General features: G+C 68.1%; 14 protein-coding genes. 12 read left to right on the top strand and 2 right to left on the bottom strand.

Annotated features, from left to right (window positions below; translation table 11 throughout):
* Positions 1-43 precede the first annotated feature (43 nt).
* From BLR21_RS28190 to BLR21_RS42775, 3 genes are all read left to right on the top strand, one after another.
* Positions 44-535 (top strand): hypothetical protein, encoded by a 492-nt coding sequence (locus BLR21_RS28190; RefSeq protein ID WP_089922227.1) that lies wholly within the window; start codon positions 44-46, stop codon positions 533-535.
* 68 nt (positions 536-603) lie between these two features.
* The gene (locus tag BLR21_RS28195; protein WP_090010367.1) at positions 604-1,161 is read left to right on the top strand and encodes a winged helix-turn-helix domain-containing protein; all 558 of its coding nucleotides are present in this window, start codon (positions 604-606) and stop codon (positions 1,159-1,161) included.
* 23 nt (positions 1,162-1,184) lie between these two features.
* On the top strand, positions 1,185-1,343 hold the full coding sequence (locus tag BLR21_RS42775; protein ID WP_176929825.1) for a hypothetical protein: 159 nt from the start codon (positions 1,185-1,187) through the stop codon (positions 1,341-1,343).
* 1 nt (position 1,344) lies between these two features.
* Here the strand turns inward: BLR21_RS42775 and BLR21_RS28200 are convergent, their stop codons facing one another.
* The gene (locus BLR21_RS28200; RefSeq protein ID WP_090010370.1) at positions 1,345-3,633 is read right to left on the bottom strand and encodes an FdhF/YdeP family oxidoreductase; all 2,289 of its coding nucleotides are present in this window, start codon (positions 3,631-3,633) and stop codon (positions 1,345-1,347) included.
* Positions 3,634-3,782: 149 nt separating this feature from the next.
* Entirely contained in the window at positions 3,783-4,649 is an 867-nt protein-coding gene (locus tag BLR21_RS28205) for a hypothetical protein (RefSeq protein ID WP_090010374.1), read from the bottom strand.
* 137 nt (positions 4,650-4,786) lie between these two features.
* On the opposite strand from BLR21_RS28205, the gene BLR21_RS28210 reads away from it, so the two are divergent.
* The 9 genes from BLR21_RS28210 (at position 4,787) to BLR21_RS28250 (ending at position 14,299) form a co-directional block, all read left to right on the top strand.
* Positions 4,787-7,405 carry a valine--tRNA ligase gene (locus BLR21_RS28210; protein WP_090010379.1) on the top strand — a complete coding sequence of 873 codons (2,619 nt, stop codon included), beginning with the start codon at positions 4,787-4,789 and terminating at the stop codon, positions 7,403-7,405.
* A 20-nt stretch (positions 7,406-7,425) separates the two neighbouring features.
* The gene (gene folC, locus BLR21_RS28215) at positions 7,426-8,772 is read left to right on the top strand and encodes a bifunctional tetrahydrofolate synthase/dihydrofolate synthase (protein ID WP_256334985.1); all 1,347 of its coding nucleotides are present in this window, start codon (positions 7,426-7,428) and stop codon (positions 8,770-8,772) included.
* A complete protein-coding gene (locus tag BLR21_RS28220; protein WP_090010385.1) occupies positions 8,769-9,167 on the top strand; it encodes a DUF4233 domain-containing protein in 399 nt (132 codons plus the stop codon). The genes folC and BLR21_RS28220 overlap by 4 nt, the downstream gene beginning before the upstream one ends.
* 150 nt (positions 9,168-9,317) lie before the next feature.
* Complete coding sequence (locus BLR21_RS28225; protein ID WP_090010387.1) at positions 9,318-9,614, top strand: PE domain-containing protein; 297 nt, start codon at positions 9,318-9,320, stop codon at positions 9,612-9,614.
* A gap of 13 nt (positions 9,615-9,627) precedes the next feature.
* Positions 9,628-10,233: a DUF3558 domain-containing protein gene (locus BLR21_RS28230; RefSeq protein ID WP_090010390.1), complete on the top strand. Its 606-nt coding sequence runs from the start codon at positions 9,628-9,630 to the stop codon at positions 10,231-10,233.
* A complete protein-coding gene (locus BLR21_RS41850; protein ID WP_143027897.1) occupies positions 10,230-11,573 on the top strand; it encodes a PPE domain-containing protein in 1,344 nt (447 codons plus the stop codon). The genes BLR21_RS28230 and BLR21_RS41850 overlap by 4 nt, the downstream gene beginning before the upstream one ends.
* A 1-nt stretch (position 11,574) precedes the next feature.
* Positions 11,575-12,273, top strand: coding sequence for an ESX secretion-associated protein EspG (locus BLR21_RS28240; RefSeq protein WP_176929826.1), 699 nt, complete (start codon positions 11,575-11,577; stop codon positions 12,271-12,273).
* A 43-nt stretch (positions 12,274-12,316) separates the two neighbouring features.
* Entirely contained in the window at positions 12,317-12,739 is a 423-nt protein-coding gene (locus BLR21_RS28245) for a hypothetical protein (RefSeq protein WP_090010399.1), read from the top strand.
* Between the two features lie 51 nt (positions 12,740-12,790).
* Positions 12,791-14,299 (top strand): alkaline phosphatase D family protein, encoded by a 1,509-nt coding sequence (locus BLR21_RS28250; RefSeq protein WP_090010402.1) that lies wholly within the window; start codon positions 12,791-12,793, stop codon positions 14,297-14,299.
* The last annotated feature ends 2 nt before the right edge of the window (positions 14,300-14,301 follow it).

A 14,301-nucleotide genomic window follows, 5' to 3' on the forward strand; every position in this document is an offset into this window, starting at 1 on the left:
TTTTTGATGACACTCCGCGTCATCTCTGGTTACAGTGGCCGGCGTGGGGGACTTCTACGGGATCGCGGAGATCGCCGACGCCATGGGGCTCAGTCGGCAGTTGGTCGCTGTCTGGCGCAAACGGCGCTCGCACGGCATTCCCGAGCCGGACGCGGAACTCGCGTCCGGCCCGATCTGGCGGCGCGAGACGGTCGAGCCGTGGATCGAACGCACGCGTGGCCGCCTGGGGCTGGCGGGCACGCGGGAGTCCGCGAGCAGGAGCCTCCGGCTGCGCACCTGCCGTCGCGTGCTGCGGCTGGCGGCGTTGATGCTGGAGGAACCGCAACGTCCGCGCGTGCTCAACGAGGCCGCGGATCAGTTGCGCGACCTGATCCACGAGGTCGACCAGTCCGCGGACGACGTCGTCGGCGCGCTGCTGCGTGAGCTCATCGAACCCGTGCGCGACCCGGACGTTCCCGCGGAGTTGTTGCGGGTGCCGGTGATCGAGTCGCTGCCGCTGGTCACGGCCGTCGCGCGCAACTCGCCGGACTGGTGACCGCTACCTAAGGATTTGTATATCAAGGAACCTTGCTAAAGACTCCTTGATACGCGTACCTTGGTGTCATGACCGAGGCTCCGATCACCGATCCCAAGACTCTCCGGGCGCTCTCGCACCCGTTTCGGTGGAAGCTGCTCCAGCTGCTCACCGAGGAGGGGCCACGCACCGCGACCCAGTGTTCCGAGGTGCTCGGTGAAAGCGTGGCGAGCTGCTCCTATCACCTGAACATGCTGGCCAAGTACGGCTTCGTGACCGAGGTCGAGGGGCCCGGCAGGCAGAAGCCGTGGAAGATCGTGCACAAACGCCAGTCGATCTCTTCGGAAGGTCTCGAGGGTGAGACGGCGATGGCGGCCGAGGCGGCGGCGATGGCCTACCTGGACCAGGAGTTCGAGCGCACGCGGGACCGCCTGCGGCAGCGTGAGCACCTGCCGGAGGAGTGGCGCGAGGCGGTCGGCACCGAGGGCACGGTCAAGTTCATCACCGCTCAGGAGGCCGTCGAGTACCTGGCGGAGTTGCGCGCCCTGCTGGACAAGTACGACGAGCGCCGGCTGGACCCCGCGCTGCGGCCGGAAGGTTCGCGGCCGGTCAGGTTGTTCCTGAGTCACACGGTCGCACCCGACTAGAACCCAATCCAGGGAGATTCACGATGTTCTCGCACCACGACGCGTTTGCTATCGCGAAGTATCGCCAGCAGGAGTTCGAGGCCGACGCCGCCGCGCGCCGGCTCGTGAAGAAGGACGAGAAGGCCGAGGCCGAACCCGAACGACGCCGGTTAAGGCTCTTCGTCCGGGTCCGGCACGCGTAGATCAGGCGACGGCTTCCAGCCGCACGATGACCGACTTGGACGTCGGGGTTCCCGAGATGTCCGCCTTGGAATCCAGTGGCACCAACGGGTTCGCCTCGGGGAAGTACGTCGCCACGCAGCCGCGCGCGGTCGGGTAGGAGACGATCCGGAACGACTCGGCGCGGCGTTCGACGACGCCCGTCGGGTCGTCCTTCCACTCCGACACGATGTTCACCATCTGGCCGTCCTCGAACCCGAGCGCCTGGACGTCGTCCGGGTTCACGAACACCACGCGACGGCCGTCCTTCACACCGCGATAGCGGTCGTCGAGGCCGTAGATCGTGGTGTTGTACTGGTCGTGGCTGCGCAGGGTCTGCATCAGCAGCCGGCCCTCCGGCACCTCGATCACGGTCATCTCGTTCGCCGTGAAGTTCGCCTTGCCGGTCGCCGTCGCGAACTCCTGCGAGTCACGCGGCGGGTGCGGCAGCACGAAACCGTCGGGCTGACGGACGCGCGTGTTGTAGTCGATGCAGCCCGGCACGACGCGGGAGATGTGCTCGCGGATGACGTCGTAGTCCTTCTCGAACTCCTCCCACGCCACGGGGTGCGAGGCGCCGAGGGTCTTGCGCGCGAGCCGGCAGACGATCGAGATCTCGGACAGCAGGTGATCCGACGCGGGCGTGAGCCGGCCCCGTGAGCGGTGCACGACCGACATCGAGTCCTCGACCGTGACGAACTGCTCGCCCGAGTGCTGCACGTCGCTCTCGGTGCGGCCCAGCGCGGGCAGGATCAACGCCGTCTTCCCGTGCACCACGTGCGAGCGGTTGAGCTTCGTGGAGACGTGCACCGTCAGGGAGCACTGCTCCAGTGCCTTCTCGGTCACCGGGGTGTCCGGGGTGGCACTGACGAAGTTGCCGCCCATCGCGATGAACACCTTGCCGCGGCCCTGACGCATCGCGTTGATCGCGTCGACGGTGTCGAACCCGTGCTTGCGCGGCACGGAGATGCTGAACTCGGTCTCCAGTGCCTGCAGGAACTTCTCCGGCATCTTTTCGTAGATGCCCATCGTGCGGTCGCCCTGCACGTTCGAGTGGCCGCGCACCGGGCACAGGCCCGCGCCCGGCTTGCCGATCATGCCGCGCAGGAACATGACGTTCGTGACCTCGCGGATCGTGGGCACGCTGTGCTTGTGCTGCGTGAGGCCCATGGCCCAGCAGGCGATCGTGGCCTTCGAGTCGACGAACATCCCGGCCACGCGCGTGATCTGCTCGCGGGTCAGGCCGGTCGCGGTGAGCACGCCGTCCCAGTCGAGCTCGCGCAGGCTCTCCGCGTACTCCTCGAACCCGTGGGTCTTCGCCTCGATGAACGTCCTGTCGAGCTTGTCCCACTGCAGCAGCAAGTGCCCGATCGCCTGGAACAGCGCCTGGTCGCCGCCGACCCTGATCTGCACGAACTCGTCACACAGCGCGGTGCCCCTGCCGACGAGGCCGGCGACGTTCTGCGGGTTCTTGAACCGCATCAGCCCCGCTTCCGGCAGCGGGTTGATCGCGATGATCTTCGCGCCGTTCTTCTTGGCGTCCTCCAGCGCGCTGAGCATGCGCGGGTGGTTCGTGCCGGGGTTCTGGCCGATGACCACGATCAGGTCGGCGAGGTCGAAGTCCTTGATGGACACCGAGCCCTTGCCGATGCCGATCGCCTCGTTGAGCGCGGAGCCGGACGACTCGTGGCACATGTTCGAGCAGTCCGGCAGGTTGTTGGTGCCGAACGAGCGGACCAGCAGCTGGTAGAGGAACGCGGCCTCGTTGCTGGTGCGGCCGGAGGTGTAGAAGATCGCCTCGTCCGGGGACGACAACGCTGTCAGCTCGCCGGCGACGAGCGTGAACGCGGCGTCCCAGCTGATCGGTGTGTAATGCGTCGCACCGGGCTCGAGCACCATCGGTTCGGTGAGCCGGCCCTGCTGGCCGAGCCAGTAGTCCGTCTTCGTCCGCAGGCTCTTGATGGAGTGCTCGGCGAAGAACTCGGGCCCGATTCGTCGTTTGGTGGCCTCCTCCGCGACGGCCTTCGCGCCGTTCTCGCAGAACTCCGCCATCTTGCGGTGGCCCTGCGGTTCGGGCCACGCGCAACCAGGACAGTCGAAACCTTCACGCTGGTTGAGCAGTCGCAACGTCTTGACCGTGCGCCCGACACCCATCTGCTCGACCGCGCGGTCGAGCGACACGAGCACGCCGGGAATACCCGCTGCCCAGGTCTTGGGGGTGCTGACTTCGAGCGCGGACTCGTCGACGTCGTGCTGCGGGGGCTTGCTGCTCATGCGTTCATTGTTCGCTGATCGACGTCGGCGCCGCCAGCGCCCCCGAAGAACGCGGCGGCGTCGCCCGTCACGGGCCCCAAGGGGTTGAACGGTCCGTGACGGTCAATTGTGATCGCCGTCACCGCGTCCCGGCACCTCTGAAAGAGTGATCAGTCGCAGGTGTCCTCGGTCGGGACCTCTCCGCCGACGGTGAAGTGCTTCTTCTCGTCCTGGACGGGGCTTCCGCCCTGCGCGAGCGGCTCGATGAACTGCGGGCCGAGGAAGCCCTCGCCGGACGCCTTGCACGCGATCGAGTACCGGTGGCCCTGGGCCTCCGTCGGCCACAGCCCTTCCGGCGTGACCGCGTACGTGATCTTCTCGCGGACGGCGGCGATCATCTCCATCTGGTGGAAGAGCTTCTTCGGGTCCGGCGGCTCGAACGCGTACGCGAACACGTAGTCCGCGGTCACGGTCTGGCGACCGTCCTTCTCGCCGAGCGTCATCGTCCCGGACACCCTGATGCCGTTCGGGAACAGCTTCGTGCCCGGCTTGAGCTGGGTGGTCCAGTTGCGCGGGTGGGCGGAGACCTGCTCGCGCGCCCCTGGCGCCAGCAGCGCGAGGTACCGGTCAGGCTTGAGCTCGCTGATCGTCGCCGGGTCCAGACGCGCCGCGATGAGCGCCTGCCGGACCTGCTCGAACGCCGGGTCGGTGGACGGGAGGACGATGCCCCGCTCACCCTCGGACCACTGCTCCGCGTGCGTGCCGGCGAAGGGCTGCTCGACGTTGACGCCCGAATAGGGCAGGTTCAGGTCCGGCGCGTCCGGCAGCGAGACGTTGTCGAACGTCCCCGCGCGGTTCAGGCCGAACACCACCGCGCCGACGGTGACCAGCGCGAGCACCGCGATGATCTTGCCGCTGTGCCTGCGCGCCCGCGCCTGCCGTCTTTGCCTGCGGACCTCCCGCTTGGCACGTCTGTTCGCGCCGCGAATCCAGGCCGAGTCCTGGAGGTCAGGGTGGTCCTCGATGTCGTACTGCACGTTCCCCCCAAGGTGATCGGCGCACATCATTGATCACCGGTGCGACCGACGCCGATGGCTTGGTCCAGATCGTCGCCGGGCCGTTATCAGGTATCTCGTTTCAAGTCGAGACCCCGGGCTCCGTAGACTTCTCGGCTGTGACTGAACTCGACACCGCAACCCAGCGTCCCGACCTCCCCGCCGCGTGGACTCCGGCGGAGGTAGAGGCGGAGCTGTACCAGCGGTGGGTCGACCGGCGGTACTTCGAGGCGGACGTCAAGAGCGACAAGCCGCCGTTCACGATCGTGCTGCCCCCGCCGAACGTCACCGGCAGCCTGCACATGGGCCACGCCATGAACCACAGCGTGATGGACGCGCTGTCCAGGCGCCGCCGCATGCAGGGCTACGAGGTGCTGTGGCTGCCGGGCATGGACCACGCCGGCATCGCGACGCAGAACGCCGTCGAGCGAGACCTCGCGAAGCAGGGCCTGTCGCGGCAGGACCTCGGGCGCGAGAAGTTCGTCGAGCGCGTCTGGGAGTGGAAAGAGGAGTACGGCGGCAAGATCCTCGACCAGATGAAGCGGCTCGGCGACGGCATCGACTGGTCGCGTGAGCGCTTCACCATGGACGAGGGGCTGTCGCGCGCCGTCCAGACGATCTTCAAGAAGATGTACGACGACGGCCTGATCTACCAGGCCGAGCGGATCATCAACTGGTGCCCGCGCTGCCAGACGGCGCTGTCGGACATCGAGGTCGACCACAGCGAGGACGAGGGCGAGCTCGTCTCGATCCGTTACGGCGACGGGGAGAACTCGATCGTCGTCGCGACCACGCGCGCCGAGACGATGCTGGGCGACACCGCGGTCGCCGTCCACCCGGACGACGAGCGCTACCGGCACCTCATCGGCACCGAGGTGGAGCTGCCGCTGACCGGCCGCCGCATTCCGATCGTGGCCGACGCGCACGTCGACCCGAAGTTCGGCACGGGTGCCGTCAAGGTCACGCCCGCCCACGACCCGAACGACTTCGAGATCGGCCAGCGCCACGGCCTGCCGAACCTCACGATCATGGACGGCCGCGCCACGATCACCGCGCACGGCCCGTTCCTCGGCCTCGACCGGTTCGAGGCGCGTCCGGCGATCGTCGCCGCGTTGCGCGCCGAGGGCCGGATCGTCGCGGAGAAGCGGCCGTACGTCCACTCCGTCGGGCACTGCTCGCGGTGCAACACGGTCATCGAGCCGCGCCTGTCGCTGCAGTGGTGGGTCAAGGTCGAGACCATCGCCGAGGCCGCGTCCGCCGCCGTCCGCGACGGTCGCACCAAGATCCACCCGGCCGAGCTGAACAAGCGGTACTTCGACTGGACCGACAACCTGCACGACTGGTGCATCTCGCGGCAGCTGTGGTGGGGCCACCGGATCCCGGTCTTCTACGGCCCGAACGGCGAGGTCGTCTGCGTCGGACCGGACGACGAGGTGCCCACCGGTGAGGGCTGGCGTCAGGACGAGGACGTCCTCGACACGTGGTTCTCCTCTGGCCTGTGGCCGTTCTCGACCCTGGGCTGGCCGGAGTCCACTGAGGACCTCAAGAAGTTCTATCCGACGTCCGTTCTCTCGACCGGCTACGACATCCTGTTCTTCTGGGTCGTCCGGATGATGATGTTCGGCCTGTACGCGATGGATGAGGTCCAGCCGTTCGACCACGTCTTCCTGCACGGCCTGATCCGCGACCAGTACGGCAAGAAGATGTCGAAGTCCAAGGGCAACGGCATCGACCCGCTGGACTGGATGGAGCGCTACGGCGCGGACGCCACCCGGTTCACGCTGCTGCGCGGCACGAACCCCGGTTCGGACATGGCCGTCGCCGAGGAGTGGGCGGCCGGTTCCCGCAACTTCACCACGAAGCTGTGGAACGCCACCAGGTTCGCGCTGGCCAACGGTGCGACGGTCGCCCGTCCGCTGCCGGCCCGCGCCGAGCTGACGGCGGCGGACCGCTGGATCCTCGACGAGCTCGACGCGCTGGTGTCCACCGTGGACTCCAACTTCGAGGCGTTCCAGTTCTCCCGTGCCTGTGAGGCGCTGTACAGCTTCACGTGGGACGAGTTCTGCGACTGGTACCTGGAGATCGCGAAGGTCCAGATCGCGGACGGCCGCGCCGAGGCCACGCAGTCGGTCCTGGGCCACGTCCTCGACGTCGTGCTGCGCCTGCTGCACCCGGCGATCCCGTTCATCACCGAGACGCTGTGGACGTCGCTGACCGGCGGCGAGTCGCTGGTCATCGCCGAGTGGCCGAAGCCGTCCGGTGCGGAGCGCGACCTCGACGCGCTGGCCGAGGTCGAGGGCCTGAAGAAGCTCGCGACCGAGATCCGCCGGTTCCGTTCCGAGCAGGGCCTCAAGCCGGGCCAGAAGGTCGCGGGCAAGGTCCGGGGCGCGTGCTGCGTCGGCCTGACCGACCAGGTCCCGTCGGTGCGCGCGCTCACGCGCCTGACGGAGCCGGGTGAGGAGTTCACCGTCTCCGCGACGCTGGAGGTCGGCCTGCCCAAGGGCGCGGTGAAGGTCGAGCTGGACCTGTCCGGCACGATCGACGTCGCGGCCGAGCGCAAGCGCCTCGCGAAGGACCTCGCGGCGGCGCAGAAGGAACTCGAGGGCACGACGAAGAAGCTGGGCAACGAGGCGTTTCTCGCCAAGGCGCCCGCCGAGGTCAAGGCCAAGATCGAGGAGCGCAAGGCAGTCGCCGAGTCCGAGATCGCCCGCATCAACGAGCGCCTGGCCGCGCTGTAGTTCTTTATTTGGCTGGAGGCGTGACAACCGTGGACACCAACCTCGACGAGTTCCTCGACGTCGAGAACGAGCTCAACCAGCGGTGGCCCGAGACCAAGCTCGAGCCGTCGCTGGACCGGATCAAGGCGCTCGCGCACGTGCTGGGCGACCCGCAGACGTCGTACCCGGTCGTGCAGCTGACGGGCACGAACGGCAAGACGTCGACGTCGCGCATGATCGATGCGCTCTTCACGCGCATCGGCCTGCGCACCGGCCGGTTCACGAGCCCGCACCTGCAGCTCGCGACCGAGCGGATCAGCATCGACAACCAGCCGATCGCGCCTGAGCGTTACGTCGAGGTCTACCGCGACATCGAGCCGTACGTCGCGATGGTGGACACCCAGTCCGAGATCCGGATGAGCAAGTTCGAAGTGCTCACCGGCATGGCGTACGCGGCCTTCGCGGAAGCGCCGGCCGACGTCGCCGTGGTCGAGGTCGGCATGGGCGGCACGTGGGACGCGACGTCCATCGTGGACACCCGCGTCGCCGTGCTCACCCCGATCGGCGTGGACCACGCCGAGTACCTGGGCAACCGTCCCGAGGACATCGCGGTGGAGAAGTCCGGCATCATCAAGCCGGGCTCCGTCGCGATCGTCGCGGAGCAGACGCCCGAGGTCATGAGGGTGATCCTGGAACGCGTCGCCGAGGTGGACGCGATGGTGGCCCGGCTCGGCAGCGAGTTCGGCGTCCTGTCCAGGGCGGTCGCCGTCGGCGGTCAGATGATCACGCTGCAGGGCCTGGGCGGCGTCTACGAGGACATCTTCCTGCCGCTGCACGGCGAACACCAGGCGAAGAACGCCGCACTGGCGCTGGCCGCCGTCGAGGCGTTCTTCGGGGCAGGCCCCGAGCGCAGGATCGACATCGAGATGGTCCGGGAGGGCTTCGCCTCGGTCGTCACGCCGGGCCGCCTGGAGCGAGTCCGTTCCGCGCCCAACGTCTTCGTCGACGCCGCGCACAACCCGCACGGCGCCGCGGCCCTGGCCAAGGCTCTGGAGTCGGAGTTCGGCTTCCGCAAGCTGGTGGCCGTCGTCTCCGTCATGTCCGACAAGGACGCCGAGGGCATCCTCGCCGCACTGGAGCCGGTGGTGCAGGAACTGGTGATCACCACCAACTCCTCGCCGCGCGCGATGGACCCGGACGTCCTCGCCGGCCTGGCCGTCCCGATCTTCGGCGAGGACCGCTTCGAGGTGCGTCCCCGCCTCGTGGACGCCATCGAGGAAGCCATCCACCTCATCGAGGACGAACAGTCCGGCGGCGGCATCATCGTGACCGGCTCCGTCGTCACCGCGGGCGAGGCCCGCGCGCTGTTCGGAAAGGAACCGGCATGACCACCCCGGCGCCTCTGAAGAAAGACCCGATGAAGGCTTTCCGGGGCATCATGGCCGGAACACTGATCCTCGAGGTCATCGTCGTCGCCCTGGCCCTGCCGGTGATCGCCAAACTGCACGGCGGCGTCACGTCCCTGGTGGGCTGGATCGCCTTCGGCTTCATCGCGGTGTTCATCGCGCTGTGCGCGTTCGTCCGCAAGCCGTGGGCGATCGGCGCTGTCGTCGGTCTGCACGTGCTGCTGATCGCCACCTGGCTGCTGTTGCCGGCGATGGGCGTGATCGGCGTGATCTTCGGGCTCGTCTGGGCGTACCTGTTGTGGCTGCGCAAGGACCTGCTCAAGCGGATGGCCGAGGGCCGGCTCCCGGCGCAGCAGCAGCCAGAACAGCAGTCCTGACAGAGCGCGTTTCCGCGCGACACCCTCGCTCGTCGCAATGCGACGGCGAGGGTTCGTCGTGTTCACCCGATCGTGCTGCGAAACCGGGGCCAGTCCCGCGACCTGGCGCTATGCTGCTTGACGCACGAATCTGCGGGGAGGGCACTGGGGATGAGCGGGACCAAGGTCGATCTGGAGACACTGCGCGCCGCGATCAAGGAGTACGAATCCATCCGCGACGACCTGATGATGGCCCATCAGAACGGCGAGCGGCTGATCACCGTTCAGGGTGCCGGCAAGGACGCGCCGAGCCAGGTCTACGCGAACTGGGCGCGCGCCGCCGGCGAGGCGCATCAGAAGTCGAACAAGCAGCTTCAGGACACCCTGACCACCAGGATCGAGAACCTGCAGGCCACGCTGCGTCAGTACGAGCAGACCGAGCAAGGCAACCGGGACAACCTCAAGTAGAAGGACTGAGCTGTTGCGCATCCGAACCATCGTCGCTGGTACCGCAGCAGTCGCGCTGCTCGCGGGCTGCGGCGACAGCGGTGGCACGACCGGTATGCCCACCACCGCCACTCCGTCGACCAGTGCCGGCGACAGCGGCGGAGCTCCCAAGATCGAGAGCCCGCTGGATGTCAAGGCCTTCGAAGCCGCTCCGTGCAATACGGTCACCCCTGCCCAGGTAGAGGCGTTCGGACTGCCCGGCGTCACCGGACGGGTGAACAGCAACGAGCTCGGCGCGGCTTGCATCTGGCTGGGTGCCAGCACACCGGCGAAGATGGCTCCTGGGATCGCATTTCTCCCTGAAGGCACGAACCTCTCCACCATCCTTCCGAACAAGGCGAACATCTACGCGGCGTTCGAGTCTCAGCCGGCCATCCAGGGCTACCCCACCTACATCGCTCTCGTGTCGGATGCCCGTACCAACGGTGACTGCGCGTTGCTCGTCGGAGTGTCCGACGTGAAGGCCGTCACGTTCACCTTCCAGAGCGACAAAGGCAGTCCGAGGTTCGCCGACCCGTGTGCCGGGATCACCGAGTTCGCGAATCTCGCCATCACCACGATGAAGGCAGGTGCGAAATGACCAGGCCCGCGCCCAGCTGTTTCACCGAGGACAACACACGCGCCGAGGGCTTCTCGGGAGCACAGATCTACTCCCAGATGCATGGTGGCCCTGGTACCGCGTCGGCTGATGCCGCCGCCACCGCGGCCGCGGGACTGGGGCGCGACTACGCCGGCATCGAGGCGAGGCTCAAGCGGGTCGGCGAGACGCTGGGCGAAGCGTGGACGGGTGCGAGCGCGAATGCGGCTCAGGCTGCCGCGAATCCGATCAACCAGGCCATGGTCCAGATGCAGGACGCCCTGCGGCAGGCCGACCACTCCATCTCGAACCAGGTCTACCAGTTCAACCTGAACAAGAACCAGCTCAAGGACATGCCGGCGTCAAAGCCGGACACGAACTTCTGGGACGACGCGACCCCTTGGGACACGGACACCGAGGACAAGGTCAACGGCTACAACGCTGAAGAGGCTCACAACCGCAGCGTTTACAGGGAGTTCCAGAGCGCCAGCAACACCAACCGCGGTGAGCTGCCGAGGGAGTTCCCCGGCGTCACGACCGACAGCCTCGTGGTCGAGATCGCCGAGACCGGCGGCCACAACGGTGAAGAGAAGACGACGAACAACAACACGACGACCACACGGACGTCGAGCACCTCGAGCACTTCCTCGACCAGCACGCCGCAGAGCACTGTCGGCACCCCGTGGACGGTCCCGACCACCAACGGCGACCAGACCACCACCAGCTCGTCCGACACCACGAACACCAGCAACACCAACAACACCGGCAAGCCCGGGATCGACAACCCCACCGGCAAGCCCCCGGCCGGCAGCGTGATCGACCGGCCGAACAACACGGGCCTCCCGCCCATCGGTGTGCCCGTCCGCCCGAACACCGGCGGTCCTGGTGGCCCCGGCGGTCCGGGTGGTCCTGGTCGCGGCGGCACGAACGGTCCGGGCGGCACCGGTCGCGGTGGCCCCGGCGGCCCCGGTGCGGGTGGCAAGTTCGGTGGTGGCGCCGGTGGCGGTGCCGGAGGCAAGTTCGGTGGCGGTGGCATCGGCGGAGTCGGTGGTGGCAGCGGCAGCGCAGCGGCCGGCAGCACGGCGGCCCAGCAGCCCGGTGGCAAGGCCGGGGTGTTCGGCGGCATGGGCGAGACCGGCCAGAACGCGGCGCGCGGCGGAGCGGCAGGCGCGGCCGGACGAGGTGGCGCGGCCGGCATGGGCGGGATGGGCGGTCAGGGGCAGAAGGGTCAGGGAGAGGACGACCTGGAGCACAAGTCCGCCGACTACCTCATCACCGAGGAGAACACGAACGAGATCATCGGTGACATGCCGATGGTCGCACCGCCGACGATCGGGGGCTGACGTGCTTCGGTCGTCGATCCAACTGTCCGACCTCGCCTTCGACGTCCTGTGGAAGCAGGAGAAGCTGGGGCAGTACCACCCCGCGCTCTCCGTCGACTCGCCCGGTGAGACCGAGGACGAACGCGTGCTCATCGAGCGCGACGTCATCGGTGAGCTGCGGCGGGTCGGGCTCGACCACCCGGACGTCCGGGGCACGCTGCACCTGATCGCCAAGGCGGAGCACGACTACTCGGCCTGGATCGCGGTCACGCCGAACGAGACCAGGCCCGTGGTGGTCGCGGCGAACGCGCAGCACGGTGTGCTTGCCCTGCACGACAACGGGTTCGTGCAGCTGCACCCGATCCGGCCGGACAACGCGCCGGAGGTCCTCGCGATGCAGCTGCCGGACGTCCCGGCGGGCCGCGGCGCGTCGATCAACGTGCACGAGACCGAGATCAACCTGCACCAGCAGGGCAAGGCGTCGCCGTCGATCTCACTGCGCCAGTTGCTCGCCCAGCCCCGCAACGGCACGGCGAAGCTGTACGCGGCGAAGCGCGACGGCGAGGGCCGGCAGCGCGCCAAGACGTTCCTCACCACGATCGACTTCGAGGACGGCCGCTGGCTCGTGGTCAAGTACACCGACCAGAACCAGCAGACGTGGGTGCACGCCACCCCGGCGTCGCGTCAGATCATCACCGACTGGCTCAAGCGCCTCACCTGACGGATTTACCGCCACATAACCGGACTGCACCAGCGTCGTGGCTGTGAGAAAGCCATTCGCCATCGCCGCCGCACTGGCCGCGACGCTGCTGTCCGTGGGTGTCGGCACCGCCAACGCCGAGACCGTCCCCGGTTGTGCCTCTGCCAAGCAGATCGGCAGCACGGGGTACGTGAAGTACCAGGGCGCGACCATCGCGTCGGTCAAGCAGTTCGCCGGGTGCGGCAAGAACTACGCCTACACCTGGGTCTGGGACTCCTACGCCAAGAGCCACTCCTACCGCGTCTCGAACTGGATCGCGGTGATCGACGGCAACGAGGAGTACCCCGGCGGCGACATCCGCAGCGGCACCAGGCAGGAGCTGTGGGGCGCCGGGGCGGCCACGCTCAGCAAGTGCACCCGCGCGGTCGCCAGCGTCACCGTGCCGGGCGGCAGCTACGTGTCGGGCTGGACCGACCTGCGCTGCTGAAGTTCACCTCGGGTTTCAGCACCGGCCAGAACCGGCGACTAGAAACCGCGCATGACCTTCGACCGTCGTACGTTGTTCAAGGCAGGCGCACTCGGTACGGCCGCGGCGCTGGTGCCCTCGGGCATCAGCCTCGCGAAGTCGGACCGCCCGATCCTCACCCACGGCGTGCAGTCCGGCGACGTCACGTGGGACGGCGGCATCGTGTGGACACGCGCCGACCGTCCCTCGCGGATGTTCGTCGAGGTGTCCAACGACCCGAGGTTCCGCCTCTCCCGCCGCCTCCGCGGCCCGTTGCTCACCCCCGAGACCGGCGGCACCGGGCACGTCAGGGTGTCGAGCCTGCTGCCCGGCCGCCCCGCCTACTACCGCGTCACGGCCGAGGACCTGCACGGCCGCACCTGCAGCGCACCCGTCACGGGCAGCTTCACCACCGCCCCGCTCGGCCGCGACGACGTGCGGTTCGTGTGGTCCGGTGACGTCGCGGGCCAGGGCTGGGGCATCAACCCCGACATCGGCGGCATGCCGATCTTCCGGGCGATGGCCGACCGCAACCCCGACTTCTTCATCCACAGCGGCGACAGCGTCTACTCCGACGGCCCGATGCAGGCGAGCGTCACGCTCCCGGACGGCCGGATCTGGCGCAACGTCGTCACGCCGGAGAAGTCCAAAGTGGCCGAAACGCTCGACGAGTACCGCGGCCAGTTCGCCTACAACCTCCTCGACGACAACGTGAAGCGCTTCGCCTCCCAGGTCCCCGTCTTCGCACAGTGGGACGACCACGAGGTCACGAACAACTGGTACCCCGGCGAGATTCTCGACAGCCCGCTCTACACCGAGAAGCGCGTGGACGTGCTGGCGCAGCGGGCTTTCCAGGCGTTCCACGAGTGGATGCCGATCGACCGGAAGCGTGCGGTGGACGGCCGTGTCTACCGGAAGTTCTCCTACGGCCGCAACGTCGAGATCTTCGTGCTCGACATGCGCACCTACAAGGACCGGAACACCTCGCCCAAGGACAAGCCCGGCGTGATCCTCGGCGCGCAGCAGGCGAAGTGGCTCGTAGACGGGCTCAGCCGCAGCACCGCCACGTGGAAGATCATCGCGGCGGACCTCCCGATCGGCCTCACCGTGCCGGACGGCACCGACATCGAGGGCGTCGCGAACGGCCTGCCCGGCGCGCCCAACGGCCGCGAGGACGAGATCGCGTGGGTCCTGCGCGAGCTCAAGAAGCGCCGGGTCAAGAACACCGTGTGGCTCACGGCGGACGTCCACTACACCGCCGCACACCACTACTCGCCCGACCGCGCGGCCGTGGCCGACTTCGACCCGTTCTGGGAGTTCGTGTCCGGCCCGCTGCACGCCGGTGCGTTCGGCCCGAACAAGCTCGACCCGACGTTCGGTCCGCAGGCCGTGTTCGTGCACGCACCGCCCGCCGCCAACACCACGCCGCTGGACGGGTTCCAGCACTTCGGCGAGGTCAAGGCGTCGCGGCACGAGCTGACGGTGTGGCTGCGTGACGCGACCGGCACCTCCCTCTGGTCCAAAACGCTCAGGGCCGCCTGACG

Origin of the sequence: Lentzea albidocapillata subsp. violacea, assembly GCF_900100275.1 — a bacterium.
GTDB classification, from domain to species: Bacteria; Actinomycetota; Actinomycetes; order Mycobacteriales; family Pseudonocardiaceae; genus Lentzea; species Lentzea violacea.

What these genes read in the sequence shown, in the direction of transcription:
- BLR21_RS28220 (WP_090010385.1), top strand. Translation starts at nt 8,769, where the DNA reads ATGACCACCCCGGCGCCTCTGAAGAAAGACCCGATGAAGGCTTTCCGG.
- BLR21_RS28195 (WP_090010367.1), top strand. Translation starts at nt 604, where the DNA reads ATGACCGAGGCTCCGATCACCGATCCCAAGACTCTCCGGGCGCTCTCG.
- BLR21_RS28250 (WP_090010402.1), top strand. Translation starts at nt 12,791, where the DNA reads ATGACCTTCGACCGTCGTACGTTGTTCAAGGCAGGCGCACTCGGTACG.
- BLR21_RS42775 (WP_176929825.1), top strand. Translation starts at nt 1,185, where the DNA reads ATGTTCTCGCACCACGACGCGTTTGCTATCGCGAAGTATCGCCAGCAG.
- BLR21_RS28225 (WP_090010387.1), top strand. Translation starts at nt 9,318, where the DNA reads ATGAGCGGGACCAAGGTCGATCTGGAGACACTGCGCGCCGCGATCAAG.
- BLR21_RS41850 (WP_143027897.1), top strand. Translation starts at nt 10,230, where the DNA reads ATGACCAGGCCCGCGCCCAGCTGTTTCACCGAGGACAACACACGCGCC.
- BLR21_RS28200 (WP_090010370.1), bottom strand. Translation starts at nt 3,633, where the DNA reads ATGAGCAGCAAGCCCCCGCAGCACGACGTCGACGAGTCCGCGCTCGAA.